20 protein-coding genes and 1 tRNA gene are annotated in these 22,218 nt (G+C 68.6%); 10 read left to right on the top strand and 11 right to left on the bottom strand.

All coding sequences use genetic code 11. From position 1 onward, the window contains the following. Positions 1 to 15 precede the first annotated feature (15 nt). Entirely contained in the window at positions 16 to 498 is a 483-nt protein-coding gene (locus tag CQ045_RS02425; protein ID WP_105721083.1) for a DUF3515 domain-containing protein, read from the top strand. A gap of 20 nt (positions 499 to 518) precedes the next feature. On the opposite strand, the gene CQ045_RS02420 is transcribed toward CQ045_RS02425, so the two are convergent. From CQ045_RS02420 to leuC, 6 genes are all read right to left on the bottom strand, one after another. After that, on the bottom strand, positions 519 to 1,601 hold the full coding sequence (locus tag CQ045_RS02420) for a D-alanine--D-alanine ligase family protein (RefSeq protein WP_105721082.1): 1,083 nt from the start codon (positions 1,599 to 1,601) through the stop codon (positions 519 to 521). After that, positions 1,507 to 2,664, bottom strand: coding sequence for an NAD(P)H-dependent glycerol-3-phosphate dehydrogenase (locus CQ045_RS02415; protein ID WP_374955004.1), 1,158 nt, complete (start codon positions 2,662 to 2,664; stop codon positions 1,507 to 1,509). The genes CQ045_RS02420 and CQ045_RS02415 overlap by 95 nt, the downstream gene beginning before the upstream one ends. Further along, on the bottom strand, positions 2,630 to 3,385 hold the full coding sequence (locus CQ045_RS02410) for a 1-acyl-sn-glycerol-3-phosphate acyltransferase (RefSeq protein ID WP_105721080.1): 756 nt from the start codon (positions 3,383 to 3,385) through the stop codon (positions 2,630 to 2,632). Before CQ045_RS02410 ends, CQ045_RS02415 begins: the two co-directional genes overlap by 35 nt. A 5-nt stretch (positions 3,386 to 3,390) precedes the next feature. Further along, on the bottom strand, positions 3,391 to 4,758 hold the full coding sequence (murA, locus tag CQ045_RS02405; RefSeq protein ID WP_105721079.1) for a UDP-N-acetylglucosamine 1-carboxyvinyltransferase: 1,368 nt from the start codon (positions 4,756 to 4,758) through the stop codon (positions 3,391 to 3,393). 66 nt (positions 4,759 to 4,824) lie between these two features. Next, entirely contained in the window at positions 4,825 to 5,421 is a 597-nt protein-coding gene (leuD, locus tag CQ045_RS02400) for a 3-isopropylmalate dehydratase small subunit (RefSeq protein WP_105721078.1), read from the bottom strand. A gap of 3 nt (positions 5,422 to 5,424) precedes the next feature. After that, on the bottom strand, positions 5,425 to 6,870 hold the full coding sequence (leuC, locus tag CQ045_RS02395; RefSeq protein ID WP_105721077.1) for a 3-isopropylmalate dehydratase large subunit: 1,446 nt from the start codon (positions 6,868 to 6,870) through the stop codon (positions 5,425 to 5,427). Positions 6,871 to 7,061: 191 nt separating this feature from the next. Here leuC and CQ045_RS02390 point away from each other — a divergent pair, with 191 nt between their 5' ends. After that, positions 7,062 to 8,357: an O-acetylhomoserine aminocarboxypropyltransferase/cysteine synthase family protein gene (locus CQ045_RS02390; RefSeq protein WP_105721076.1), complete on the top strand. Its 1,296-nt coding sequence runs from the start codon at positions 7,062 to 7,064 to the stop codon at positions 8,355 to 8,357. Next, the gene (locus CQ045_RS02385) at positions 8,354 to 9,667 is read left to right on the top strand and encodes an LLM class flavin-dependent oxidoreductase (RefSeq protein WP_105721075.1); all 1,314 of its coding nucleotides are present in this window, start codon (positions 8,354 to 8,356) and stop codon (positions 9,665 to 9,667) included. The genes CQ045_RS02390 and CQ045_RS02385 overlap by 4 nt, the downstream gene beginning before the upstream one ends. Positions 9,668 to 9,686: 19 nt before the next feature. Here the strand turns inward: CQ045_RS02385 and CQ045_RS02380 are convergent, their stop codons facing one another. Continuing rightward, the gene (locus CQ045_RS02380; RefSeq protein WP_105721074.1) at positions 9,687 to 10,184 is read right to left on the bottom strand and encodes a DUF427 domain-containing protein; all 498 of its coding nucleotides are present in this window, start codon (positions 10,182 to 10,184) and stop codon (positions 9,687 to 9,689) included. 36 nt (positions 10,185 to 10,220) lie between these two features. Here CQ045_RS02380 and CQ045_RS02375 point away from each other — a divergent pair, with 36 nt between their 5' ends. Beyond that, positions 10,221 to 10,817 (top strand): LON peptidase substrate-binding domain-containing protein, encoded by a 597-nt coding sequence (locus CQ045_RS02375; RefSeq protein WP_105721073.1) that lies wholly within the window; start codon positions 10,221 to 10,223, stop codon positions 10,815 to 10,817. A gap of 21 nt (positions 10,818 to 10,838) precedes the next feature. Here CQ045_RS02375 and CQ045_RS02370 read toward each other — a convergent pair whose 3' ends face one another. Beyond that, positions 10,839 to 11,843: a TerC/Alx family metal homeostasis membrane protein gene (locus CQ045_RS02370; RefSeq protein WP_105721072.1), complete on the bottom strand. Its 1,005-nt coding sequence runs from the start codon at positions 11,841 to 11,843 to the stop codon at positions 10,839 to 10,841. Positions 11,844 to 12,129: 286 nt separating this feature from the next. Between CQ045_RS02370 and CQ045_RS02365 the strand changes: the two genes are divergently transcribed. From CQ045_RS02365 to CQ045_RS02350, 4 genes are all read left to right on the top strand, one after another. After that, positions 12,130 to 12,687: an RNA polymerase sigma factor gene (locus CQ045_RS02365; RefSeq protein ID WP_105721071.1), complete on the top strand. Its 558-nt coding sequence runs from the start codon at positions 12,130 to 12,132 to the stop codon at positions 12,685 to 12,687. Continuing rightward, the gene (locus tag CQ045_RS02360) at positions 12,684 to 13,820 is read left to right on the top strand and encodes a DUF4349 domain-containing protein (RefSeq protein WP_105721070.1); all 1,137 of its coding nucleotides are present in this window, start codon (positions 12,684 to 12,686) and stop codon (positions 13,818 to 13,820) included. Before CQ045_RS02365 ends, CQ045_RS02360 begins: the two co-directional genes overlap by 4 nt. A gap of 119 nt (positions 13,821 to 13,939) precedes the next feature. Then, positions 13,940 to 14,488 carry a helix-turn-helix domain-containing protein gene (locus CQ045_RS02355; RefSeq protein WP_105721069.1) on the top strand — a complete coding sequence of 183 codons (549 nt, stop codon included), beginning with the start codon at positions 13,940 to 13,942 and terminating at the stop codon, positions 14,486 to 14,488. Next, the gene (locus CQ045_RS02350; RefSeq protein WP_105721068.1) at positions 14,488 to 15,729 is read left to right on the top strand and encodes an MFS transporter; all 1,242 of its coding nucleotides are present in this window, start codon (positions 14,488 to 14,490) and stop codon (positions 15,727 to 15,729) included. The genes CQ045_RS02355 and CQ045_RS02350 overlap by 1 nt, the downstream gene beginning before the upstream one ends. Positions 15,730 to 15,779: 50 nt before the next feature. On the opposite strand, the gene CQ045_RS02345 is transcribed toward CQ045_RS02350, so the two are convergent. Then, a tRNA-Glu gene (locus CQ045_RS02345) sits at positions 15,780 to 15,852 on the bottom strand. A gap of 151 nt (positions 15,853 to 16,003) precedes the next feature. Between CQ045_RS02345 and CQ045_RS02340 the strand changes: the two genes are divergently transcribed. Next, positions 16,004 to 16,642 (top strand): MBL fold metallo-hydrolase, encoded by a 639-nt coding sequence (locus tag CQ045_RS02340; RefSeq protein ID WP_105721067.1) that lies wholly within the window; start codon positions 16,004 to 16,006, stop codon positions 16,640 to 16,642. Further along, on the top strand, positions 16,639 to 17,169 hold the full coding sequence (locus CQ045_RS02335) for a GNAT family N-acetyltransferase (RefSeq protein WP_258130928.1): 531 nt from the start codon (positions 16,639 to 16,641) through the stop codon (positions 17,167 to 17,169). Before CQ045_RS02340 ends, CQ045_RS02335 begins: the two co-directional genes overlap by 4 nt. Here CQ045_RS02335 and pepN read toward each other — a convergent pair. Next, positions 17,166 to 19,649: an aminopeptidase N gene (gene pepN, locus CQ045_RS02330; protein ID WP_105721066.1), complete on the bottom strand. Its 2,484-nt coding sequence runs from the start codon at positions 19,647 to 19,649 to the stop codon at positions 17,166 to 17,168. The two genes, CQ045_RS02335 and pepN, sit on opposite strands and share 4 nt — an antisense overlap. A 50-nt stretch (positions 19,650 to 19,699) precedes the next feature. Then, positions 19,700 to 22,153, bottom strand: coding sequence for a tetratricopeptide repeat protein (locus CQ045_RS02325; protein ID WP_105721065.1), 2,454 nt, complete (start codon positions 22,151 to 22,153; stop codon positions 19,700 to 19,702). Positions 22,154 to 22,218: the final 65 nt, after the last annotated feature.

The raw sequence follows: 22,218 nt of genomic DNA, 5'->3' as shown, positions 1-22,218 counted from the left end.
AGGTAGCCTGGAAGCATGCCCCGTTCCCGTCGCCTCGCTGCCCTCGCGGGCGCGGTGGCACTCACCGCACTCCTCGCCGGCTGCTCGACGACCGTGCACCTCGAACCGGCCGACGATGCGAACAATCCTGCGTGCGCCGACGTGTCGGTGCTGCTGCCGGAGACGGTCGGCGGCTTCGACCGGGTGTGGACGGATGCTCAGGCGACCGGCGCGTGGGGTGACCCCACCGTCGTCCTGCGCTGCGGCGTCGAGCCCCCGGCTCCGTCGGCCCTGGTGTGCACCACCCTGGGCGGCGTGGACTGGCTGGTCCTCGAGCAGGAGGAGGAGAGACAGCGACTGGTCACCTACGGGCGCGACCCCGCCGTCGAGGTGAACATCCGCCGCGGAGAGCAGATCGATTTCCAGTCGATCGTCGACACGATCTCGTCGAGCATCCAGTCCGGTCTCGCCCCGGCGACCGCGAAGTGCACCGATCGCGTCGAGTTCCCCGCGAGCTGACACCCGCGGGGAAACCGCCGTCAGCGACGGAGACCGGCTTCGACGAGCTCGGTGATCAGGTCGCCGTAGCTCAGGCCGGACGCCACCCAGCACTTCGGGAACATCGAGATCGGTGTGAATCCGGGCATCGTGTTCAGCTCGTTCACCACGAGGTCTCCGGACGGTGTCAGGAACATGTCAACGCGTGCGAGGCCGCGACCATCGACCGCCTCGAACGCGCGGACGCCCGCTTCCTGGATCGCCGCCAATTCCGCGTCGCTCACCTCGGCAGGGCAGACGACGTCCACACCGTCGCCCCCGAGGTACTTGCCCTCGAAGTCGTAGAAGCCGCGGGATGTGAGCACGATCTCGCCGGGGAGCGAGGCACGGATTCCGTCCGCGCTCTCGAGCACGGCCACCTCGATCTCGCGACCGCTCACTCCGGTCTCGATCAGCACCTTGTCGTCCTCGGCGAAGGCGACCTCCAGCGCGGCATCGAGCTCGTCCAGCGCTTCCACCTTGGAGACGCCGACGCTCGATCCGGCGCGCGCCGGCTTCACGAACAGCGGCAGCCCCAGCGCCGCAGCGCGGGCGCGCACCTGCGCCGCATCCTGATCCCAGTCCCTGCGACGCACGGTCGCCCACGGTGCGACCGAGATGCCCGCCGCCTGAAGCGCGATCTTCATGAAGTGCTTGTCCATGCAGAGGGCCGAGTCGAGGACTCCGCCGCCGGCATAGGGTACTTCGAGGGTGTCGAAGTAGCCCTGGATCGTGCCGTCCTCGCCGTGCGGGCCGTGCAGGATCGGCAGCACGACGTCGATCTCGCCGAGACCCTCGATGGTGCCGTCGACCTGCACGACCCGCAGCGTGCGATCGCCTCCGGGCTCCGGCCACAGGATGCGGGTTCCGTTGTCGGTCACCTCGGGGAGGTGCGCGGCGTCCAGGGGGAACTTCGCGGGGTCGTCGTCCTCCAGCACGAAAGCACCCTCCCGGGTGATCCCCACAGGGATCACGGCGTAGCGGTCGCGATCAATCGCTCCCAGGACGCCCCCCGCCGTTGCGGAACTGATCGAATGCTCGCTGGAGCGCCCGCCGAAGAGCACCACCACCGTCTGCTTGTCCATGGTTGGTCCTCTCACCCTGCGGGGTGTCGTCGTCCGTCGTCAGGTGGGGTGCGATGTCACGCGGATCCATCTTGCCGTCGAGCACCATCTTCACCTGCTCGACGATGGGCATGTCCACCTCGGCCTCGCGCGCGAGCTGCAGGATCGGAGCGACGGAGGCGAGGCCCTCCGCCGTCTGCTGCATCTGCTTCACGACGTCCTGGAAGCTGTACCCCTGGCCGAGAAGGCGCCCTGCCGTGTTGTTGCGGCTCAGCGGCGACTGACAGGTGGCGATGAGGTCCCCGAGCCCTGCGAGCCCCTGGAGCGTCTCCGGATGCGCGCCGTTCGCCACTGCGAAGTCCGTCATCTCGACGAGGCCGCGAGTGATGATCGAGGCCTTCGTGTTCTCGCCGTAGCCGACGCCGTCGACGATGCCGATGGCGACCGCGATGAGGTTCTTGAGCACCCCGCCGAACTCGGTGCCGATCACGTCCGTGTTCACGAAGGTGCGGAAGTAGCTGTTCCGCGCCGCGCGTGCGACGATCTCGGCAGTCTCCCGGCTGCGGGAGGAGATCACCGCGGCTGTCGGTTGCTCGCGGGCGATCTCGAGGGCCAGGTTCGGGCCGGATGCCACGGCGATACGATCGGGATCGCAGCGCAGTTCCTGCTGGATCACCTGGCTCATGCGCAGCCCGGTGCCGCGTTCGACGCCCTTCATCAGGCTGATGACCTTCGCGTCGCTGTCGGCGAGGAGCGGCCGAAGAGCCTTGAGATTCTCGCGGAGCGACTGGCTGGGAACCGACAGGTAGACCTGCTCGACACCGTCCAGCGATGTCGCGAGCTCGTGCGTCGCTGCCATCGTGCGCGGCAGGTTGATACCGGGCAGATAGCGGGAGTTGCGCTTCGCCTCGTTGATCTCCTGCGCGAGCTCGGCTCGACGCGCCCACATCGTCACCTGGGCGCCGCCGTCGGCGAGGATCTTTCCGAAGGTCGTTCCCCAGCTGCCGGAGCCGATGACCGTGGCCCGCGGACCCACCGGAACGGTTCTCTTAGGAGTCAAGGCGACCGGTCTCCTTCTGGCCATGGCTCGCGGGGTTCCATCGCTCCGCAGGGGCCTTCTCCTGGCGCAGCTCCTCGAGGAGCGCGGTGATCGCGTTCATCAGCCGGCTCGTCGCCTCGTTGAGCGCAGCGGGCTCACCCGCACGACCGCGCAGGTCGGACACATCGACGGGGTCGCCGACGAGTACTCTCACCGGTTTGCGCAGGGGCCAGAGGCTGAGCCCCTTCTGATACCGACCCATGATCTCCTGCGTGCCCCACTGCGCCATCGGGATCAGCGGGATGCCGTCGGCGAGGGCCAGCCGCACGGCACCGGACTTGCCGCGCATGGGCCACAGCTCGGGGTCCCGGGTGAGCGTGCCTTCGGGATACACGATCACCCCGCGTCCGTGCTCGACCAGCTCCTCCGACTGCTTCATCGTCTGCCGTGCAGACGCCGCAGACGACGTGCGTGCCACCGGGATCATCCCCGTGCGACGGAGGAACCATCCGAGGACCGGAACCTTGAACAGGCTCTCCTTGGCCATGAACCGCGGCGCACGGCCGATCCGCCACACGGCGACGGCCACGATGAGCGGATCGAACTCCGAGTAGTGATTCGGGGCGAGGATGAACGACCCCTCCTTCGGGAGCTTCTCGCCGCCGGAGACGCGGATCTTCGCGATCAGGGAGACCGGAGGGATCACCAAGGCCGCAAGCGGCCAGAACACACTCGGTCGTGTCGTCTCCGATGACCGTGAAGTCATCGGGCTCACCGGATGACGTCGAAGTCGGCGCCGAGCGCGTCGAGCTTGGCGAGGAACTTCTCGTAACCGCGGCTGAGGATGTCGACGCCCGACACCTTCGACTCGCCGGTGGCCGTCAGCGCGGCGATGACGTGGCTGTAACCGCCGCGGAGGTCGGGCACCACGATGTCCGCGCCATGCAGCGGCGTCGGGCCCGTGATGACGGCGGCCTGCTCGAGGTCGCGACGGGGAACGCGGCGCGGACCGTCCTGCAGACCTCGCGGGTGCACGACGATGTCGGCGCCCATCTTGACCAGCGCCTCCGTGAAGCCCATCCGGTTCTCGTACACGGTCTCGTGGACGGCCGAGCGACCGTGCGCCTGGGTCAGCGCGACCACGAGGGGCTGCTGCCAATCGGTCATGAAGCCGGGGTGCACGTCCGTCTCGATGACGACCGGCTTGATCTCCCCGTCACGACGGAAGAGGATGCCGTCTTCCTGGATGTCGAACCAGCCGCCCGCCTTGCGGAAGATGTTGAGGAAGGTCAGCATCTCCTGCTGCTTCGCCCCGCCGACGAAGATCTCGCCGTCGGTGGCCAGCGCCGCGGACGCCCAGGAGGCCGCCTCGTTGCGGTCGAAGATCGACCGGTGGTCGTAGCCGCGGAGCTTCTCGACGCCCTCGATGACGATGACCCGGTTGGGCTCGTAGGAGATGATCGCGCCCATCTTCTGCAGGACCGCGATCAGATCCATGATCTCGGGCTCGATGGCCGCGTTGCGCAGCTCCGTCACGCCCTCTGCGCGGACGGCGGTGAGCAGCACCTGCTCCGTCGCACCGACGCTCGGGTACGGAAGGTGGATGTTCGCCCCGTGGAGGCGGTTCCCACCCGTCGAGAGGCGGATGCCGCTGGGGAGCTTCTCGACGATCGCGCCGAACTTGCGCAGCGCGTCCAGGTGGAAGTCGATGGGGCGGTCGCCGATCCGGCATCCGCCGAGGTCGGGGATGAACGCCTGACCGAGCCGGTGCAGCAGTGGGCCGCAGAACAGGATCGGGATGCGAGACGCGCCGGCGTGGGCGTCGATCTCCTCGAAGTGCGCGGACTCGACGTCACTCGGGTCGAAGACCAGCGCGCCGGGCTCGTCGCCGTCGGAGACGCGGACACCGTGGACCTCGAGGAGCGAGCGGACGACGGCGACGTCGCTGATCGCCGGCACGTCGCGGAGCGTGCTGACCGTCTCGCCGAGGAGCGAGGCGACCATGGCCTTCGTCGCCAGGTTCTTCGCACCCTTGACGTCGACACGTCCGCGGAGCGGGCGTCCGCCTCGAATGGCGAGGACGTCTCCGGTGAGTGCAGGGACTCCGTCCGGAAGAGCGTCGCGCACAGGTGTCGTCATTCGGAGCCTCACTTCATCTACGGATTTCGGGGGCGGGTTGCCCCTGGGCTCCCCCGCCCCCACCGTCTACTGGACGGGAAGGGTTCGGGGCCGCCACGACTCGCGACGGGCCTCGAACTGCGCGATCTTGTCTTCATTGCGCAGCGTGAGCCCGATGTCATCGAGCCCTTCGAGGAGCCGCCATCTAGTGTAATCGTCGATCCCGATCTCGGCCTGGACGTCGCCGATGGACGCCGTGCGCGCCTCCAGGTCGACGGTCATCTGAACCCCGGGATTCCGGTCGATCTCAGCCCAGAACCGCTCGAGATCCTCTTCCGAGATCGTCGCCGCGAGGAGTCCCTGCTTGCCCGAGTTGCCCCGGAAGATGTCCGCGAAGCGCGGGCTGAGGACGACGGCGAAGCCGAAGTCGCGCAGGGCCCAGACGGCGTGCTCGCGGCTCGATCCGGTCCCGAAGTCGGGGCCTGCGAGCAGGATGGAGGCACCCTGGAACGGTGCCTGATTCAGCACGAACTCCGGGTCCTGGCGCCAGCCGTGGAACAGCGCGTCCTCGAAACCGGTCTTGGTGACGCGCTTGAGGAAGACGGCCGGGATGATCTGGTCGGTGTCGACGTTCGAGCGCTTCAGCGGAGCCGCGATGCCGGTGTGAGTGGTGAACTTCTCCATGATTCAGACCTCTTCCGTCAGGTCGCTGGGGCTGGACAGCGTGCCACGGATCGCGGTCGCCGCTGCGACGAGAGGCGAGACGAGGTGCGTACGTCCTCCCTTGCCCTGGCGACCCTCGAAGTTGCGGTTCGAGGTGGAGGCGCAGCGCTCCCCCGGCGCGAGCTGGTCCGGATTCATACCCAGGCACATCGAGCACCCGGCGAAGCGCCACTCCGCACCGAAGTCCTTGATGACCTGGTCGAGCCCCTCGGCCTCCGCTTCCAGGCGCACCCTGGCGGAGCCGGGTACGACCATGACGCGCACGCCATCGGCCTTCTTCTTGCCCTGGATGATCGACGCGAAGGCGCGCAGATCCTCGATGCGGCTGTTCGTGCACGATCCCATGAACACCGCGTCGACCGGCACCTCCTTGAGGGGCGTGCCCGGCGTCAGATCCATGTACTCCAGCGCCCGCTCGGCTGCCGCCCGCTCGTTCGGGTCGACGATCTCGGCCGGGTTCGGCACGGAGGCCGACAGCGAGCTGCCCTGACCGGGGTTGGTCCCCCACGTCACGAACGGCTCGAGGTCGTCGGCATCGATGAACACCTCGGCATCGAAGGTCGCTCCTTCGTCGGTCGGCAGTGTGCGCCAGTACGCGACGGCGTCTTCCCAGTCCTCGCCCTTGGGCGCGTGCGGACGGCCCTCGAGGTACGCGAAGGTGGTCTCGTCAGGGGCGACCATGCCGGCACGCGCCCCCGCCTCGATCGACATGTTGCAGATCGTCATGCGGCCCTCCATGGAGAGGGCGCGGATGGCGCTCCCGCGGTACTCGAGCACGTAGCCCTGGCCGCCTCCGGTGCCGATCTTCGCGATCACGGCGAGGATGATGTCCTTGGCCGTGACGCCGTCGCGCAGCGTGCCCTCGACATTGATCGCCATCGTCTTGAACGGCTTCAGCGGCAGTGTCTGCGTGGCCATGACGTGCTCGACCTCGCTGGTGCCGATGCCGAAGGCCATCGCTCCGAAAGCGCCGTGCGTCGAGGTGTGCGAATCACCGCAGACCACCGTGATGCCCGGCATCGTGAGCCCGAGCTGCGGCCCCACGACGTGCACGATGCCCTGCTCCGCGTCACCGAGCGAGTGCAGACGCACCCCGAACTCCGCGGCGTTGCGACGCAGGGTCTCGATCTGCGTGCGGCTCGTCAGGTCGGCGATCGGCTTGTGGATCTCCAGCGTCGGGGTGTTGTGGTCCTCCGTCGCGATCGTGAGGTCGAGTCGGCGCAGCGGCCGTCCCTCGCTGCGCAGACCATCGAATGCCTGCGGGCTGGTGACCTCGTGCACGAGGTGCAGATCGATGTAGATGAGGTCCGGTTCGCCGTTCTCGCCCTTGACGACCAGGTGGTCGTCCCAGACCTTCTCGGCGAGGGTCCGGCGGCGTGCGGAATCGGCACCGTTTGCGGGGGTGGTCATTGCGTGTCTCCTGTGGCTGGCGGTTCGGCCCACGATGGACTCCGCGACGAGGAGGGGCTCAGATCGAGGTCTCGTCGCGGCCGCTAAGAAGAAGGAGCACGGTCCGCATGACGTCAGATTACCACCGCTCGGACGTGCTCCGACCCGTCATGACACTCTGTTGAGCACCCGAACGACCGAGAGGCTTCCGTATGACCGTCGACACCGCCCGCTTCGCCACCCGTGCGGTCCATGCGGCGAGAAGCCGCGAGACGGCGGCATCCAGGGCCACCCCGATCTACCTCACGGCCGGGTTCGAGTTCGACGACTTCGACCACGCCGCCGACCACTTCAGCACGGGAGCCGGGTTCGGTTACACCCGCACGGGGAATCCGACGGTCCGTGCGGTCGAGCGACAGCTCGCCGCGCTCGAGGCCGGCGCGGATGCCGTCCTCGTCGCCAGCGGCCAGGCGGCGGTCGCCACGGCGCTGCTCACGGTCGCAGGCGCCGGCGATCACATCGTCTCCTCCACGCATATCTACGAGGGCAGCCGGGGGCTCTTCCTCGACAACCTGGCTCGGCTCGACATCGAGACGACCTTCGTCGATGACATCTCCGATCCGGATGCCTGGCGCTCGGCGATCCGCCCCAATACGCGCGCCCTGTTCGCCGAGTCGGTCGCCAACGCCCGCAACGATGTCCTGGACATCGCCGCCATCAGCGCGATCGCCGACGAATCCGCGATCCCCCTGATCATCGACAACACGCTGGCCACTCCTGCACTGCTGCGCCCGCTGGAGCACGGTGCGGCGATCGTCGTCCACTCCGCCTCGAAGTTCCTCGCAGGGCACGGCTCGGTCCTCGGCGGGGTGATCGTGGACGACGGACGCTTCGACGCCGAGCTCGCCGGTCACAACGCCCCGCATCTCGTTCTCCCGGGACGAGGGGACACGCCCAGTGTCTTCGCCCGTCACGGAGGCCGCGCCCGCATCGCCTACGCCCGAGAGTCCGTCGCGCCGCGATTCGGCGCCTCGCCGTCGCCGCTGAACGCATTCCTGATCGGCCAGGGGGCCGAGACGCTCGGACTGCGCGTGGAGCGGCAGTCCCGGAACGCGCTCGAGATCGCGCGGTGGCTGGAAGCGCACGACGAGGTCGAGAGCGTCGACTACGTCGGTCTCCCCTCGCATCCCGACCACGAGACCGCACTTCGCTACCTGGACGGCGGCTTCGGATCGATCTTCACCTTCACGCTGCGCGGAGGCCTGCCCGCCGCCCGCCGCTTCGTGGAGCATGTGCAGGTGTTCACCCACATGACCCACATCGGCGACGTGCGCTCCCTGGTGCTGCACCCGGGGACGACCAGCCACGCCCAGCGCACGGAATCCGAGCGGGAGACACTCGGCGTGCGACCCGGCACGCTGCGGCTGTCGATCGGGATCGAAGACGTGGAAGACCTCATCTCCGACCTCACCCAGGTCCTCGCCGGTGCGAGGGAGGCTGTGGCATGACCCGTCCGCAGCACTTCGGCTGGTTCCTCGCCCGCGGCTTCGGCCCCCAGGGCTGGGGCTACCCCTCCCTGGACTGGGACTACGACTGGACCCGGCCGGAGATCTACCAGGAGGCCGCCCGAACGCTGGAGCAGGCGGGATTCGACCTCGTCATCATCGAGGACGGCCCCTCGCTCGGTTCCCCCGAGACCATCGACATCCGCGTCCGTCACGCGTTCGGGGGCCCGAAGCACGATCCACTGCTGCTCGCCCCCTACCTCTTCCAGGCGACGAGACACCTCGGAGTCGTGCCGACCGTGAATCCGGCGGCCTCCCTGCCGTTCACCTCGGCGCGTCAGTTCGCGACGCTGCAGCATCTGAGCGGGCATCGACTCGGGCTCAACGTCGTCACCGACACCGGAAGCGCCCGTCACTTCTCCGACGCACCGCAGCTCGGACACGACGAGGCCTACGACCGCGCCGAGGAGTGGCTCGACGGCATCCGCGCGCTCTGGCACAGCTGGGACGACGGCGCGCTGGTCGCGGACCGGGCGACCGATGTCTATGCGGACGGCGCCAGGCTGCGCGCCGTCCGCCACCGCGGAGAGCACTTCGCCTTCGACGGACCGCTCAACGCACTCCCCTTCACCGATGGTGAGCCGGCCATCGTGTCGCCCGGCGGCTCCGGCCGCGGCCTCGGCTTCGCCGGCGCGAACTCCGACGTCCAGCTCGCGCTCGCTCCTCTGCACGAGGCGTCCGTGCGCGCCTACCGCGCCAAGGTCCACGAGGCGGCGATAGCGAAGGGGCGGCGGCCGGAGGACATCAAGATCCTCTTCGCCATTCAGCCGGTCATCGCGTCGTCCGCGGAAGAAGCCGATCGTATCGTCGCAGCCTCTGCGCACCCCGATGAGGCGGCTCTCGTACAGATCGCCCGCAAGCAGTCGAGCGACCTCGAGACCGATCTGACGTCGCTCGACCTCGATCGCCCGCTCGACCTTTCGATCTTCGGCGCGCACGTCTCGCGTGGCAGTATCCAGCGCCTGGTCGGGGACCGAGGCGAGGACGCGCCACTGCGGGCGCACCTGACGGCGCTCGTGCGCGCCGGCCGGATCTCCGACCGCACCGGCTTCGTGGGCACGGCTGAGGAGTTCGCCGATCTCATCGAGGAGCTCGGGACGTGGGGCAACGACGGCATCCTGCTGTGGGGCGACTTCCATCCGGTCACGCTGCACCGCACTCTCGACGAGCTCGTCCCGATCCTGCGTCGCCGCGGCATCCTTCGACGCGAGTACACGGACGGCGGTCTGCAGGCGAACCTGCGCGCGTTCTGATCGGCGGGCCGGCCGGCCGTCACCAGCCCTGTGAACCGGGGATGCCCTTGAAAGGACCGACGACGGAAGAGGTGACCCACCCGCCGTAGAACCCACCCGGTTGCGGAACGGCGATCTCGTCCCCGACGGTGCACTCGTCCATCTGCGCCGCATACACGGCGACGCGGTCGGTCAGGACCTCGTAGCCGCGTGCCGGGTGCGGGTAGTTCCAGGCCGCGCCCCGACGCAATGTGTCTCCGCCTCGCACATCGAAGTAGCGGGCAGCGCCCTTGAACTCGCAGAATGACCCGCCGGGGGCATCGACGAGCGCACCGGGGACGAAGTCGGCGATCGGAAGGTAGTACACGGGAGGGTGACTCGTTTCCAGCACGCGCATCGCACCACGGGTATCGGCGATCAGATCTCCGCCGAGGCGGATCGTGATGCGCTCCGCGACCGGTTCGACGCGTGGCGGCCCCGGGTAGTCCCAGACGGATTCCTGCCCGAGGGCGGGGGCGATGGGGCGAGGGCGGCGCATCTGTTCACTTTACGTCTCTCGGTGTTGACTGGTGCTGTGACCGTCATACCGATGTTCCCGCTCCGCTCGGTGCATTTCCCGCACACCCCGCTTCCCCTGCGCGTGTTCGAGCCGCGGTACCTCAGGATGATCGGGAAGCTCCTGGATGAGGAGGCCCCTCGGTTCGGCGTCGTCCTCATCGAACGCGGACACGAGGTCGGCGGTGGCGATCGGCGCAGTCGCGTCGGGACGATCGCCCGGCTGGTCAGCGTCTCCGCCGGTGCGGACGCTCTGCTCGCCATCGCCGTCGGTACGGATCGGTTCACCGTCGATGAGTGGCTGGACGACGAGCCGTTCCCCCGCGCCGAGGTCACATCGCTGCCCGAGCTCGACTGGAGCGACGAACTCATCCCGCTGCGCGCGGAAGCCGAGGCGATCGTGCGCCGCACTCTCGCGCACGCGCCCGAGGCCCAGTGGGATGCCGAGACCGAGCTCTCGGATGATCCGGTCGCCGCGGCATGGCAGCTCGCCGCCATCGCTCCCCTCGGCGAGTACGACAGATACGCGCTCCTGCAGTCCACCACGGTGGGGGCGCTGCTTCGTCAGATCATCGACCTCACGCTCGACGCCGAGCTTCTGTGGTCAGACGAATGAGATGCCGCTGACGCCACGCTGTCACTCCACGTTCGTCGTGGACCTCGCCGCACGCTTCTCCCGCGAGGAGGCGATCAGGCTCGCGACCGTCGCGATGGTCATCGACGCCAGGATCACGCCGAGCGAGACCATGTTGCTGATGTCGGGCACCCACTCGACATGCTCTCCGCCGTTGATGAAAGGCAGCTCGTTGACGTGCAGCGCGTGCAGGATCAGCTTGATGCCGATGAAGCCGAGGATGACGGCGATGCCGTAGTGCAGGTAGCGCAGGCGATCGAGCAGGTCGCCGAGCAGGAAGTACAGCTGGCGCAGTCCCATCAGCGCGAAGATGTTGGCCGAGAACACCAGGAAGCCGTTGGTGGTGATCTCGAAGATCGCGGGGATCGAATCGATCGCGAAGATCAGGTCGGTCACGCCGATGGTGATGAACACGATCACCATCGGAGTCCACATCCGCTTGCCGTCGACGGTGGTGCGGATCTTCGATCCGTCGTACGTCTCGCTGATGTCGACGCGACGGCGCAGCTGTCGGACGATGAAGTTCTCGCGCTGCACCTCGCCGTCGTGATCGCCGTCGGGCATCGCCTGGCGGATCGCGGTCCAGATCAGGAACGCGCCGAAGATGTAGAAGATCGGCGAGAAGTTCTCGACGATCGCGACGCCGGCGAGGATGAACAGTCCGCGCAGGATGAGCGCGATGATGATTCCCACCATGAGCACCTGCTGCTGCAGGCGTCGCGGCACGGCGAACTGGGCCATGATCAGGACGAAGACGAACAGGTTGTCGATCGACAGGCTGTATTCCAGCGCCCAGCCGGTGATGAAGTCACCCGCGTTCTGCCAGCCTCCGACATTGCCCAGGAGCACCGCGAACAGCAGCGCGAGCCCCACGTAGAAGACGACCCAGAGGGTGGACTCCTTGGTCGAGGGGATGTGCGGCCGCAGCCGGATCAGCAGAAGGTCGGCGATCAGGATGATCGACAGGACGACCATCGAGGTGATCTCGAACCAGAGGGGGATTTCCAAGGGCGCACTGCACCTTTCGCGAGGGGTCGGGAATGAGTCGAAAGTCTCTCCCCCGCACAGAGTGCGTCGCGCGCCCGGAGCAGCGATGACGGTGCTCGTGATGACGTTACGCGCGGATCCGGGATACTCCCTCTCGCCGGGGCAATGCTACCGGAGCCGCGGAGGACGAAGAAGCGCCCCGACGAAATACGTCGGCACGCACGGCGACAGGACGCCGGGCGGGGAATCTGAGACGATGAGGCACCCGCCGACACTTTCCGAGTGAGAGACACCGAACGGAATCAGGATGCCCGTGCAGACGAGTGATCAGAAATGGGCGGCGCAGGCCGCGGCAGGCGACGAGAGCGCCTTCCGCCAGCTGTACCGCGCTCATGTGCGACCCGTCTACTGGATCGCGCAGGGGATTCTCGCCTCCCCCGCCGACGCGGAGGACGTGACGCAGGAGACGTTCGTCGTCGCCTGGCGGAAACTCCCCGATCTGGAGCTCCAGGGCGAGTCGATCCTGCCCTGGCTGGCGACGATCTGCCGTTTCCAGGCGGCCAATCGGCTTCGCCAGCGTCGCCGCGATCAGGCCCACACGACCGAGGCGGCCGACGAGACGCTGCCGGACACCGTCAGCGTCGAAGAGCAGGTCATCACGGCGGAGCTGGCAGCACGGATCGCGGCCGAGGTCGGCACCCTGAGCGACCTCGACCGCGAGATCTTCCGGCTCTGCGCGTCCGAGGGATTCGCCTATCAGGCCGCAGCCGAAGAGCTCGGCGTGAGTCACGCCGTCGTGCGGAACCGTCTCTCGCGAGTGCGCACGCAGTTGCGAGGCGCCGTGAAGGAAGTGAGAGACGCATGAACCACCAGACCACCAGCGGCGACCTCCCCGCCCTGACCGACGAGACCATCGCCCGCATCGAGGACGCCGTGTTCGCCGAGATCGCCGGCGATCGAGCACCCGCACGCCCAGCCGAGGCGAAGTCTCGGGTTCGCCGTCGTCGCTGGCTCACCGGTGGCGGGATCGCCGCCGCGTTCGTGATCGGTGTGCTCGTGACCCCGCCGATCCTCGGAGCCGTGGGGGGTTCGTCATCGGTGACCGCCGAGGGGTTGAGCATGCCGGGCGGCTCGGTCGCCGACTCCGCCGCCGATTCGCCCGAGCGGCTCGTGGAAATGGCTCCGGAGTCGCTCCCGGGCGGCGCCCTGAGCTCCGACGTGAGCGGAGCGGTGCTGCCGGGAACGGTGGCGACGGGTGACGGGCGCGAGATCATCGCGACCGCACAGGCCACCGTGCAGGTGACGAGCATCCCCGACGCCGCAGCGTCGATCGCCGCCCTCGCCGAAGAGCGCGGCGGCTATGTCGAGAGCACGGAAGTCGGGAAGGCCCAGGCGATCGACGGCGCTTCGGAGCCGGCGCCTGCGCCTGCGGACTCCGGATACGGCTGGATCAGCATCCGTGTGCCGTCCGCCGACCTGACGGACGTCATCGCCGCACTCGGCGACACCGGCGAAGTGCTGTCCTCATCGACTTCGAAGCAGGACGTGACCGCGGCCTCGATCGATCTTCAGGCCCGCGTGGACTCGACGAGGGAGTCCGTGGCGCGTCTCACCGAGCTGATGGCGCAGTCCGGCAGCGTCTCCGAGCTCATCGAAGCAGAGGTCGCGCTCACCGACCGTCAGGCTCAGCTCGAGTCCTACGAGCAGCAGCTCGCGGCCCTCGACGACCAGGTCGCGATGTCGTCGCTGCAGGTGCAGCTGACGCGGACCGCAGCACCGACCACCGCCGACCCTGCGGGATTCACGGACGGACTGCTGGCGGGATGGAACGGACTCGTGGTCTCTCTCAACGCCCTCGTGATCGCGCTCGGCTTCATCCTCCCCTGGGCCGCGATCGCCGGCGTCGTGGTGCTGATCATCTGGCTCGTCCGCCGGACGCGTCGCGATCGTCGTACCGCGCGCAGCGACTCGGCAGCGGGGACGATGGACGAGAGCTGAGGCTCGAAGCACCTCATCGGCCCGCTCCAGATCCTCTCAGGAGCGGGCCGATTCATTGATTTTCCGCGGTATACAAGATCTCTTGTGTACCCGGGGATCCGCGATTAGCGTCGACTCCCGTGGAAGAGATAGCCGTGATCACCGCTGTGAACCACCCGCTGCGCCGTCGCATCTACGACTACCTGCTGCTCTACGGCAGCACGCAGGTGACCGTCCTGGCGCGCGCACTCGACAGCCAGGTAGGGAGCATCAGCCATCACCTGCGGATGCTGGAACGTGCCGGCCTCGTGGAACGTGCGCGCGACCCTTCCGGCGACAGACGGACCAGTTGGTGGGCAGCGAAGAGACGCCGCCTCACCTGGTCGGTCGACGACTTCGCGGACTCCTCCGCGGATGCGCTGCTCGCACGGGAAGCCCAGCGTCAGGGGATCCGCATGCAGATCGCACGGCTGCAGCGGTGGCATCGACGGAGCACTGATCCGGCGTACGCGGACTACGACGGTTCGAACTCCGAGACGACAGCCTGGGCCTCTCCGGAGGAGCTGCGTGATCTCTCCGCGCGGATCCTCCAGACGATGCGCGAGTGGCAGGGATCGATCGACCTCGAGGACGGCCAGGAGCGCGTTCCCGTCTTCGTGTTCGCACACGCGTTCCCCACGGAGCCGTGATGAGTGCGATCGCGGAGCCGACGGAGCTGGTCGCACCTCCGCCGTTCCGCCGCGATCACCGCGTGCACGCCTGGATCGGCATCAAGGCGCTCTCCGACGCCGGCGACGCGCTGTGGATGATCGCTCTCGCATGGACTGCGGTGCAGATCGCCTCGCCGGCCGTCGCCGGGCTGATCGTCGCGGCCGGGACAGTGCCGCGCGCCGGGATCCTGCTCTTCGGGGGCGTGATCGCCGACCGCGCAGACGCCCGGCGCGTCATGCTCCTCTTCAACGCACTGCGGGTCGGGGTGCTCGTCGCCGTCGCGTTCTGGGTGCTGGCATCACCCCCGACCGTCGTCGTGCTGCTCTGCGCCGCGATCGCGTTCGGGGTCTGCGACGCGTTCTACGAGCCATCGGCGGGGACGATCGCACGCCAGCTGGTCAGACCATCCGATCTGCCGTCCTATGGCGCGGCGGCGCAGACGGCGTCGCGACTGGGCACGATGGGAGGTGCCGCCATCGGCGGCGTCCTCGTGGCGCACGCCGGGCTCGCCGGGAGCGCGTCCGCGAATGCACTCACGTTCACCCTGGTGGTGGCCTTCATCGCGATCTGGCTGCGTCCGCGTTTCCGACTCGCCCGCGCCGGCCGGGAGCCCGCGCTCCGCGGGATAGCCCGCGGCTTCGCTCACCTCGCGGAGAATCCGCCGACCCGCACGCTCGTCCTGGCCCTCTCCGGACTCAACCTCGCCGTCGGCCCCGCCGTCGGCATCGGACTCGCGCTCCGTGCACACGCGGAAGGATGGGGCGCACAGGCGGTCGGCCTCTTCGAAGCACTGCTCGGACTGGGCGCGGCCCTCGGAGCCCTCTCCGTCGTCAAGTGGCGGCCACGACACGAGGCTCGCGGCGGATTCTGGGCGCTGGTCGTCCAAGGGGCCGCAATCGCGGCTCTCGGTTTCGGTCCCGCCTGGACCGTCGCCGCGGCTGCGTTCGCGATCGGCGCCACGGCCGGATACGCCTCGGTGCTGTTGAGCGCGACCTTCTCGGCGACCGTCGACACGGCCTATCTCGGCCGGATGGGTGCGATCACCCGGCTGGGGGACGACTGCCTGATGCCCCTCGCCATGGCGGGTTTCGGCGCGCTCGCCTCGGCCACAGCGCTCTGGGTGCCGTTCACTCTGTTCGGGGGCGGGATGATGGCGCTGATGATCCTGCCGCTGAGCAACGCGGCTTTCCGCACCCTGTCGCTGCGGGCGGGCGACTGACCCCGGAGACGACGAAAGCCCCCGGAGAACCGGGGGCTTTCTGTGTTGTGTGACCCCAGCGGGATTCGAACCCGCGTTACCGCCGTGAGAGGGCAGCGTACTAGGCCGCTATACGATGGGGCCGTCTGGCGAAACGTTTCCGTCGCGCGACAACCGTTCAAGTATGCCATGGCCATTCTCGCTCCGCCAAATCGACGCCACCTCGCCCTGACTCCCGGGCGTGGCGCGCGGAATCCGTTTGCCGTGAGGCCGTGGGAGGGAGTTGACTCTCCTCATGCGCGTCACCAAGTTCGAACATGCCGCCCTCCGCATCGATGCCAACGAGAAGACCCTGCTCGTCGATCCGGGGTCCTTCACCGCTCCCCTGAACGACCTCAACGACCTCGTCGCGATAGTGATCACCCACGAGCACCCCGATCACTGGACCACGGATCACCTGGACCGGCTCCTGCGCGCGGCCCCCGGAACGCCGATCTACGCGCCCTCCGGGGTGGCGCGCGCCGCAGAGGACTATGAGATCACCGTCGTCGCCCCCGGCGACACCGTCGAGGTGGGCGGCTTCAGCCTGCGGTTCTTCGGCGGAACACACGAGATCATCCACTCCTCCCTCCCGATCGTCGAGAACGTGGGTGTGCTGGTGAACGAAGAACTGTATTACCCGGGTGACTCCTATGCCGTGCCGGAAGGTGTCGAGGTCAAGACCCTCGCGGCTCCGCTCGGTGCCCCGTGGCTGAAGATCGGCGAGGCGATGGACTACGTGCTCGCGGTCGCGCCGCGGCGCGCGTTCGGCACCCACGACATGACGCTGTCGGTGATCGGCAAGAACATGCACCGTCAGCGCCTGCAGTGGGCCACCGAACAGAGCGGCGGCGAGTTCTTCGTGCTGGAGCCCGGCGAATCCCTCGACCTGTGAGCGGCGAGCCTCGCCGCCTCCTCCCGTCGCCGACCGAACGGCTGGTCTTCCGTGAGATGACGGAGGACGACCTGGATCGAATGGCCGCACTGCTCGGCGATCCGGAGGTCATGGCCTTCTACCCGGCCCCGAAGACGCGTGCGGAGAGCGCCGAGTGGATCGCCCGCATGCAGGAGAGCTACCGCGAGCACGGCCACGGCCTGTGGATCATCGAGACGCACGACGCCGACTTCGTCGGGGACTGCGGCCTGACCTGGCAGTCCGCGAACGGGGTCCCGGTGCTGGAGGTCGGGTACCACGTGCGCCGCGAGATGCAGCGCCGCGGCTACGCGACCGAAGCTGCCCGCGCCTGTGTCGAACTGGCCGCCCGTGAGTTCGCGCCGACACTGCTGACCGCGATCATCCACCCCGCCAACGACGCCTCCCGAGGTGTCGCCGAGAACCTCGGCATGTCCCATGTCGGCGACGACCACGCCCACCCGTGGATCGTGCGCACAGTCATGGGGATGCAGGTCCCTCCGGCCTAGCCCTGCGCCTCGCGCACGCGGAGGTCGCGCTCCAGGTGATCGCGCTGCTCGATAACGAGCCGCCGCAGCGCCGCCGGCGCCGTCGTGTTCGCCGTGAGCCAGCTGTCCACCGGCTGCAGGGACTCAGCGGCAGGGAAGAATCCGAGCACGAGCCGTCTCGCGATCTCGATGCTGCGCTCCTGCCACACGCGTCCGATCCGCGCGAAGTACTCGTCGTCGAAGGCGGAGACCAGGTCCCGCCGTCCCCCCGCGCGGAAGCCGGCGATCTCGGCGTCGATGTGATCGTTGCTGAGCGACAGGTCATCCCACGCGGACTCCCACGCTGCCCGTCGCACTCCCCCCTCGGGGAACGACGCACGTGCCCGGCGCGCCGCGGTATGCCCGCTGCCGGTGTCGTCGCGCTCCTGTTCGGCCGAGATGTCCGCGAGGTCGGCGTGCCCCGTGGTGACCAGCGCCGTGAGAAGCTGCCAGCGCAGATCCGGGTCGACCACGAGCCCCTCGGGGACGCGCCCGTCCAACATGCCGCGCACCTCGTCGTGGTGCACGTCGTCGTAGCCGGATGCCGTCGCGAGCGCCCGTGCCCAGGAGAGCTGAGCATCGCTGCCCGCCTCTGCATCGTGCAGCGCGCTCCGCACCGCGTTTGCCCAGTTCCGGTGCTCGTTTCCCCGGTTCTCATCTCGGACGAAATGCCGGAGGGCGTACATCGCGTTGGCGAGGATGCCCGCGAGCAGGCCGATGTTCCCTTCCGCAGGCGCATGCGTGCGGACGATGGCGAGGTATCGCGGGGCATCCAGCTCCCCATCGCGAGTCGCATTCCACAGAGATGACCACACGAGCGCCCGCGCGAGGGGGTCGTCGATCGCCGACAGCGACTCCTCGACCACGTGCAGTGAGCGCTCATCGAGTCGCGCCTTCGCATAGGTGAGGTCGTCGTCGTTGAGGAGCACCAGGTCCGCTTCCGGCAGATCCACCTTCGTGCGCTCGCCCTCCACGTCGAGCTCACGCTGCTCGCGCCGCATGATGCGACCGTCGACCCGGTCGTACAGCCCGATGCGGAGGCGGTGGGGACGGGGATCCGTCTGGTGCAGGAACCGGTTCCCCTCGCCATCCGTCTCCAACGAGAGAGTCGACACGCCGGACGTCTGCAGCCACGCCGCGGACCACCCGCTCATGTCGCGCCCGGACACCGCGCTCAGCTGCACGAGGAAGTCGTCGAGCGTCGTGTTCCCGAAGGCGTTGGCGGCGAAGTATCGCCGGGCTCCCTCGAAGAAGGCATCATCTCCGACGAAGGCGACCAGCTGCTTCAGCACTGCCGCGCCCTTGGCGTAGGTGATGCCGTCGAAGTTCAGCTTCGCGGCCTCGAGATCGGTGATGTCCGCCACGATCGGGTGCGTCGTCGGCAGCTGATCCTGTTGATAGGCCCAGGCCTTGCGGTTGGCCGCGAACTTGACCCAGGCGTCATGGAAGCGAGTCGCCACCGCCGAGGCGTGCGAGCCCATGTAGTCCGCGAACGACTCCTTGAGCCAGAGGTCGTCCCACCAGGTCATCGTGACCAGATCGCCGAACCACATGTGCGCCATCTCATGCAGGATCGTGTTCGCCCGCGCCGCTCGCTGCGCGTCCGTCGCCGCGCCACGCGACAGGTACGCCTCCGTGAAGGTCACCAGGCCCGGGTTCTCCATGGCGCCGAGGTTGTACTCGGGCACGAAGATCTGGTCGTACTTGCCCCAGGGGTAGGGGTATGCGAACGCGTCGGTGAAGAAGTCGAGTCCCTGCCGGGTGACCTCGAGGATCTCGTCCGCCTCCAGATGCGGAGCCAGAGACCGCCGCACGAACACTCCGAGTGCGATGCGCTGCTCCTCGCGCTCCCACTCGCCGTCCACACGGGCGTACGGCCCGGCGGCGATCGCCGTGATGTAGCTCGAGATCGGCAGCGTCGGGGCGAACTCGACCCGCTGCACCCCGACTCCGAGATCGGTGTGAGCGGGAGACTGGTTGGAGAGCACCTCCCAGCCGGACGGCGCATCCACGACGAAGGTGAAGGCGGCCTTCATGTCGGGCTGTTCGAAGCAGGCCATGACCCGACGAGAATCCGCGGGCTCATACTGCGTGTAGAGGTACGTGTGGTCGTCGACCGGGTCGTGGAAGCGGTGCAGCCCCTCGCCGGAGCGGCTGTACGCGCCGACGGCCTCGACGCGGACGACGTTGGACGGAGCGAGCCCCGACACCGGGATCCGCGCACCGTCGTAGACGACCTCCTGATCGACGCCGTTCACGACGACGCGTCGGACCTCCTCGCCGATGAAGTCGAGCCAGGTCGTCTCGACGGTGGCATCGAACTCGAGGATCGTCACTGTCGGGAATCCGCTGCGCGCGCGCTCCGGCGCACCCGTCAGATCGAGTTCGACACGGATACGGTGAACGGTGAGCGCTGCGGATCGCGCGGCTGTCTCCTCGCGGGTGAGGTTGGCGGTGTCCATGCATCCATCCTGTCACCCGGGCGACCGGCGAACCGCCGCCCCTCGGGCCGTCACGACGTCTTCAGACGGTGCCCGATCGCCGCGTAGACCTGCGCGGACGCCAGCGCGAGGGCCGTGGACGCTCCCCCATCACCACGGGCCGCAGCGATCGTGGAGAGGATCGCATCGCTCCGGGCGACTTCGGCTCGATCTCCGGTCGCCTCCGCGATGCTCCGCGCCTCCCGAGCATGCCGTTCCGCGTCGTCGAGGAGGCCGTCGTCGGCGGAGCCGTCCGCTGCCGCACGCGCCAGGATCTCCGCGAGCGAGTTCGCGGCCTCGGTCGCGATCAGCGGCGAGCCCGCACGCTCGGCCTCGCGCAAGGCGTTCGCGGCGCCGGCCATGGCGCGGACGAAGTCGCCGGCACGGCCGGCGATCCGGGCGTCCAGAAGCTCGAGATCGGCCGAGGTGGCGAACTCGCCGGCGGTCTGAAGGGTCCGCATCGCATCCTCGAACAGCTGCCGGGCGCGGACGTCGTCGCCCCGCGCTTCCGCCACGAGCGCCAGCGTCCTGCGCACGAACGGCAGCGAATCGACGCTCGATTCGTCCAGCAACCCCTGCAACTCCGCCTCCGCTTCATCGAGCCGCCCGATCGCGAGCAGGAGCAACGGGCGGTTGCCGCGCACGACGGCCACATTGAGGTCGTCGCCCTCCTCCTGCGCCATCTGCAAGGCGAGGGCGTACTGCTCCAGCGCATCCGGGTAACGAGCGAGGATGCGGAGAGTGTCGGCGTGGTTGCCGGTGGCGCGCCCCTCGATGATCCTGTCCCCCGCGACGCGCGCCTGCCGGATCGCACGCTGATAGGACTCGAGCGCTTCGTCGAGGTGGCTCATCCAACGCTGCACGTTGCCGATCTGATTCCACGTCCGGGCGAGGGATGCCCCCGTCGCGATCCTCCGCACGCGATGCAGTGTTATCAGCGCCTCGTCGAGACGCCCGAGCTTCTCCGCGCAGTGCGCGACGCCGAGGGCGATCTCCGGCACGAGATCGAGCCCGTCCCCACGCGCGGCCAGATCGTGCAGTCGCAGCGACTCGTTCCACAGCGACCATCTCGAGAGAGCGGCGTGCGCCCCGATCGCGAGCCGCTCCGTCGCCGAGTCGAGCCCGTGCTCCCGCGCAGCGGTCGCGACGGCCAGCACCGTCCCGACCTCGCGCGCCGCGTAGTCGGGATCTTCGTCGATGCGCGTCAGGACCGCGGTCGCCGACCTCTCCACGAACCCCCGTCGGGCCGAGGAAGGACGCAGGGAACGTGATCGCTCAGCGGCGAAGGAGAACACCGTCGCGTGCATCTGCACGTGTCCGTCGCGCCGCTCGACCAGGTGCCGCGCGTGGAGACGGTGCAGATCCTCTGCGGAGTCCGGTCCTGCCGCGGCGATGAGCACCTCTTCGTCGATGTCCCGGTCGAGCAGCGCGGCATCCGCGAGCAGGTCGGCTTCGCCGTGGGAGAGGGAGCGAGTGGCGGCTTCGAGCACCGGACGGATGCGGGCGTCACGAGGCTCGTGCTCGAATCGCGACGCCAGATCCTGGAACGACCAGCCTTCGTTCTCCCGGACGATTCCGGCCAGCATGACCAGATCGAGGGGGATCCCTCCGCCGACGGCGACGATCCTCCCCAGCGCGTCCGCGCGCACAGCGCGGTCCGCTCCGGCGGGAAGAGCGGTCCTCTCGACGGACAGCAGGCTCGCGAGGAGTCGTCGTGCGTCGGCATCCGACATCGGCGGCACGGTGATCCGCGCGACACGCACGCCCACGCCTCGCACGCTGTTCTCCAGGTCGGCGAGGTCGACGCGCGCGGTGACGATGAAGCGCACGCCGGGAACGATCAGCGCGGCGAGACGCCTGGGGTCGCTCACATCCTCGATGATCACCGTCGTGTCGCGGGCAGCGGAGCGCAATCGCTCACGAAGGCCCCCCAACTCGTACGGCAGGGAGCGGACGCCCAGAGCTCCCAGCATGCGTCGGAGGATGTCGATGGGGTCTGCGTGCGGTCGGTCGGGCTCGGACTCGCGCAGCTCCACGGTGAGAACGGGAGCAGGGCCCGTCAGCGCCGATGCCAGAGTGCTCTTCCCCGCTCCGGGAAGCCCTGTGAGGATGAGCACATCGGCCTCCGGCACGGCGGCGATCAGCTCCTCACGACCGATCTCGGCGCCGGGTGCGTTCCGACGAGCGAGCGACAATTCGATGTGCACGCCCGATCGTTCACCGTTGAGGATGCGGGCAGTCTCGCGCCACTCGTCCGCCGCAGCGTCGCCGCCGCCGAGGACACGGACGATGTCGCCCACCAGACGATCGTCCACCCGACGACGCCCCGGACGGAAGCAGTCGTAGACGGTCACCTTGGGCGGCTCCGCCCCGAGGCGCACGCGACCGATCCGGCGGGCGATCTCCGCATAGGACGGGGAGCCGGCCTCCGCACGCATCCGTCCCAGCCCGATGCAGAGCTCGTCGAGTGTGCGCGGGGCGGGCATGAGTCGAGCCTATGGCAGGCCGTGGCCGTCGCGGAGGACGCGCGTTCGGGCTCGTTCGGGCTCCG

Source organism: Microbacterium sp. MYb66 (genome assembly GCF_002979435.1).
Classification (GTDB): domain Bacteria; phylum Actinomycetota; class Actinomycetes; order Actinomycetales; family Microbacteriaceae; genus Microbacterium.
Note: the sequence above shows the minus strand (reverse complement) of the source record. Positions and strands in the feature narration are given on the sequence as shown.

What these genes read in the sequence shown, in the direction of transcription:
- CQ045_RS02425 (WP_105721083.1), top strand. Translation starts at nt 16, where the DNA reads ATGCCCCGTTCCCGTCGCCTCGCTGCCCTCGCGGGCGCGGTGGCACTC.
- CQ045_RS02420 (WP_105721082.1), bottom strand. Translation starts at nt 1,601, where the DNA reads ATGGACAAGCAGACGGTGGTGGTGCTCTTCGGCGGGCGCTCCAGCGAG.
- CQ045_RS02415 (WP_374955004.1), bottom strand. Translation starts at nt 2,664, where the DNA reads ATGGCCAGAAGGAGACCGGTCGCCTTGACTCCTAAGAGAACCGTTCCG.
- CQ045_RS02410 (WP_105721080.1), bottom strand. Translation starts at nt 3,385, where the DNA reads ATGACTTCACGGTCATCGGAGACGACACGACCGAGTGTGTTCTGGCCG.
- murA (WP_105721079.1), bottom strand. Translation starts at nt 4,758, where the DNA reads ATGACGACACCTGTGCGCGACGCTCTTCCGGACGGAGTCCCTGCACTC.
- leuD (WP_105721078.1), bottom strand. Translation starts at nt 5,421, where the DNA reads ATGGAGAAGTTCACCACTCACACCGGCATCGCGGCTCCGCTGAAGCGC.
- leuC (WP_105721077.1), bottom strand. Translation starts at nt 6,870, where the DNA reads ATGACCACCCCCGCAAACGGTGCCGATTCCGCACGCCGCCGGACCCTC.
- CQ045_RS02390 (WP_105721076.1), top strand. Translation starts at nt 7,062, where the DNA reads ATGACCGTCGACACCGCCCGCTTCGCCACCCGTGCGGTCCATGCGGCG.
- CQ045_RS02385 (WP_105721075.1), top strand. Translation starts at nt 8,354, where the DNA reads ATGACCCGTCCGCAGCACTTCGGCTGGTTCCTCGCCCGCGGCTTCGGC.
- CQ045_RS02380 (WP_105721074.1), bottom strand. Translation starts at nt 10,184, where the DNA reads ATGCGCCGCCCTCGCCCCATCGCCCCCGCCCTCGGGCAGGAATCCGTC.
- CQ045_RS02365 (WP_105721071.1), top strand. Translation starts at nt 12,130, where the DNA reads ATGCCCGTGCAGACGAGTGATCAGAAATGGGCGGCGCAGGCCGCGGCA.
- CQ045_RS02360 (WP_105721070.1), top strand. Translation starts at nt 12,684, where the DNA reads ATGAACCACCAGACCACCAGCGGCGACCTCCCCGCCCTGACCGACGAG.
- CQ045_RS02350 (WP_105721068.1), top strand. Translation starts at nt 14,488, where the DNA reads ATGAGTGCGATCGCGGAGCCGACGGAGCTGGTCGCACCTCCGCCGTTC.
- CQ045_RS02340 (WP_105721067.1), top strand. Translation starts at nt 16,004, where the DNA reads ATGCGCGTCACCAAGTTCGAACATGCCGCCCTCCGCATCGATGCCAAC.
- pepN (WP_105721066.1), bottom strand. Translation starts at nt 19,649, where the DNA reads ATGGACACCGCCAACCTCACCCGCGAGGAGACAGCCGCGCGATCCGCA.
- CQ045_RS02325 (WP_105721065.1), bottom strand. Translation starts at nt 22,153, where the DNA reads ATGCCCGCCCCGCGCACACTCGACGAGCTCTGCATCGGGCTGGGACGG.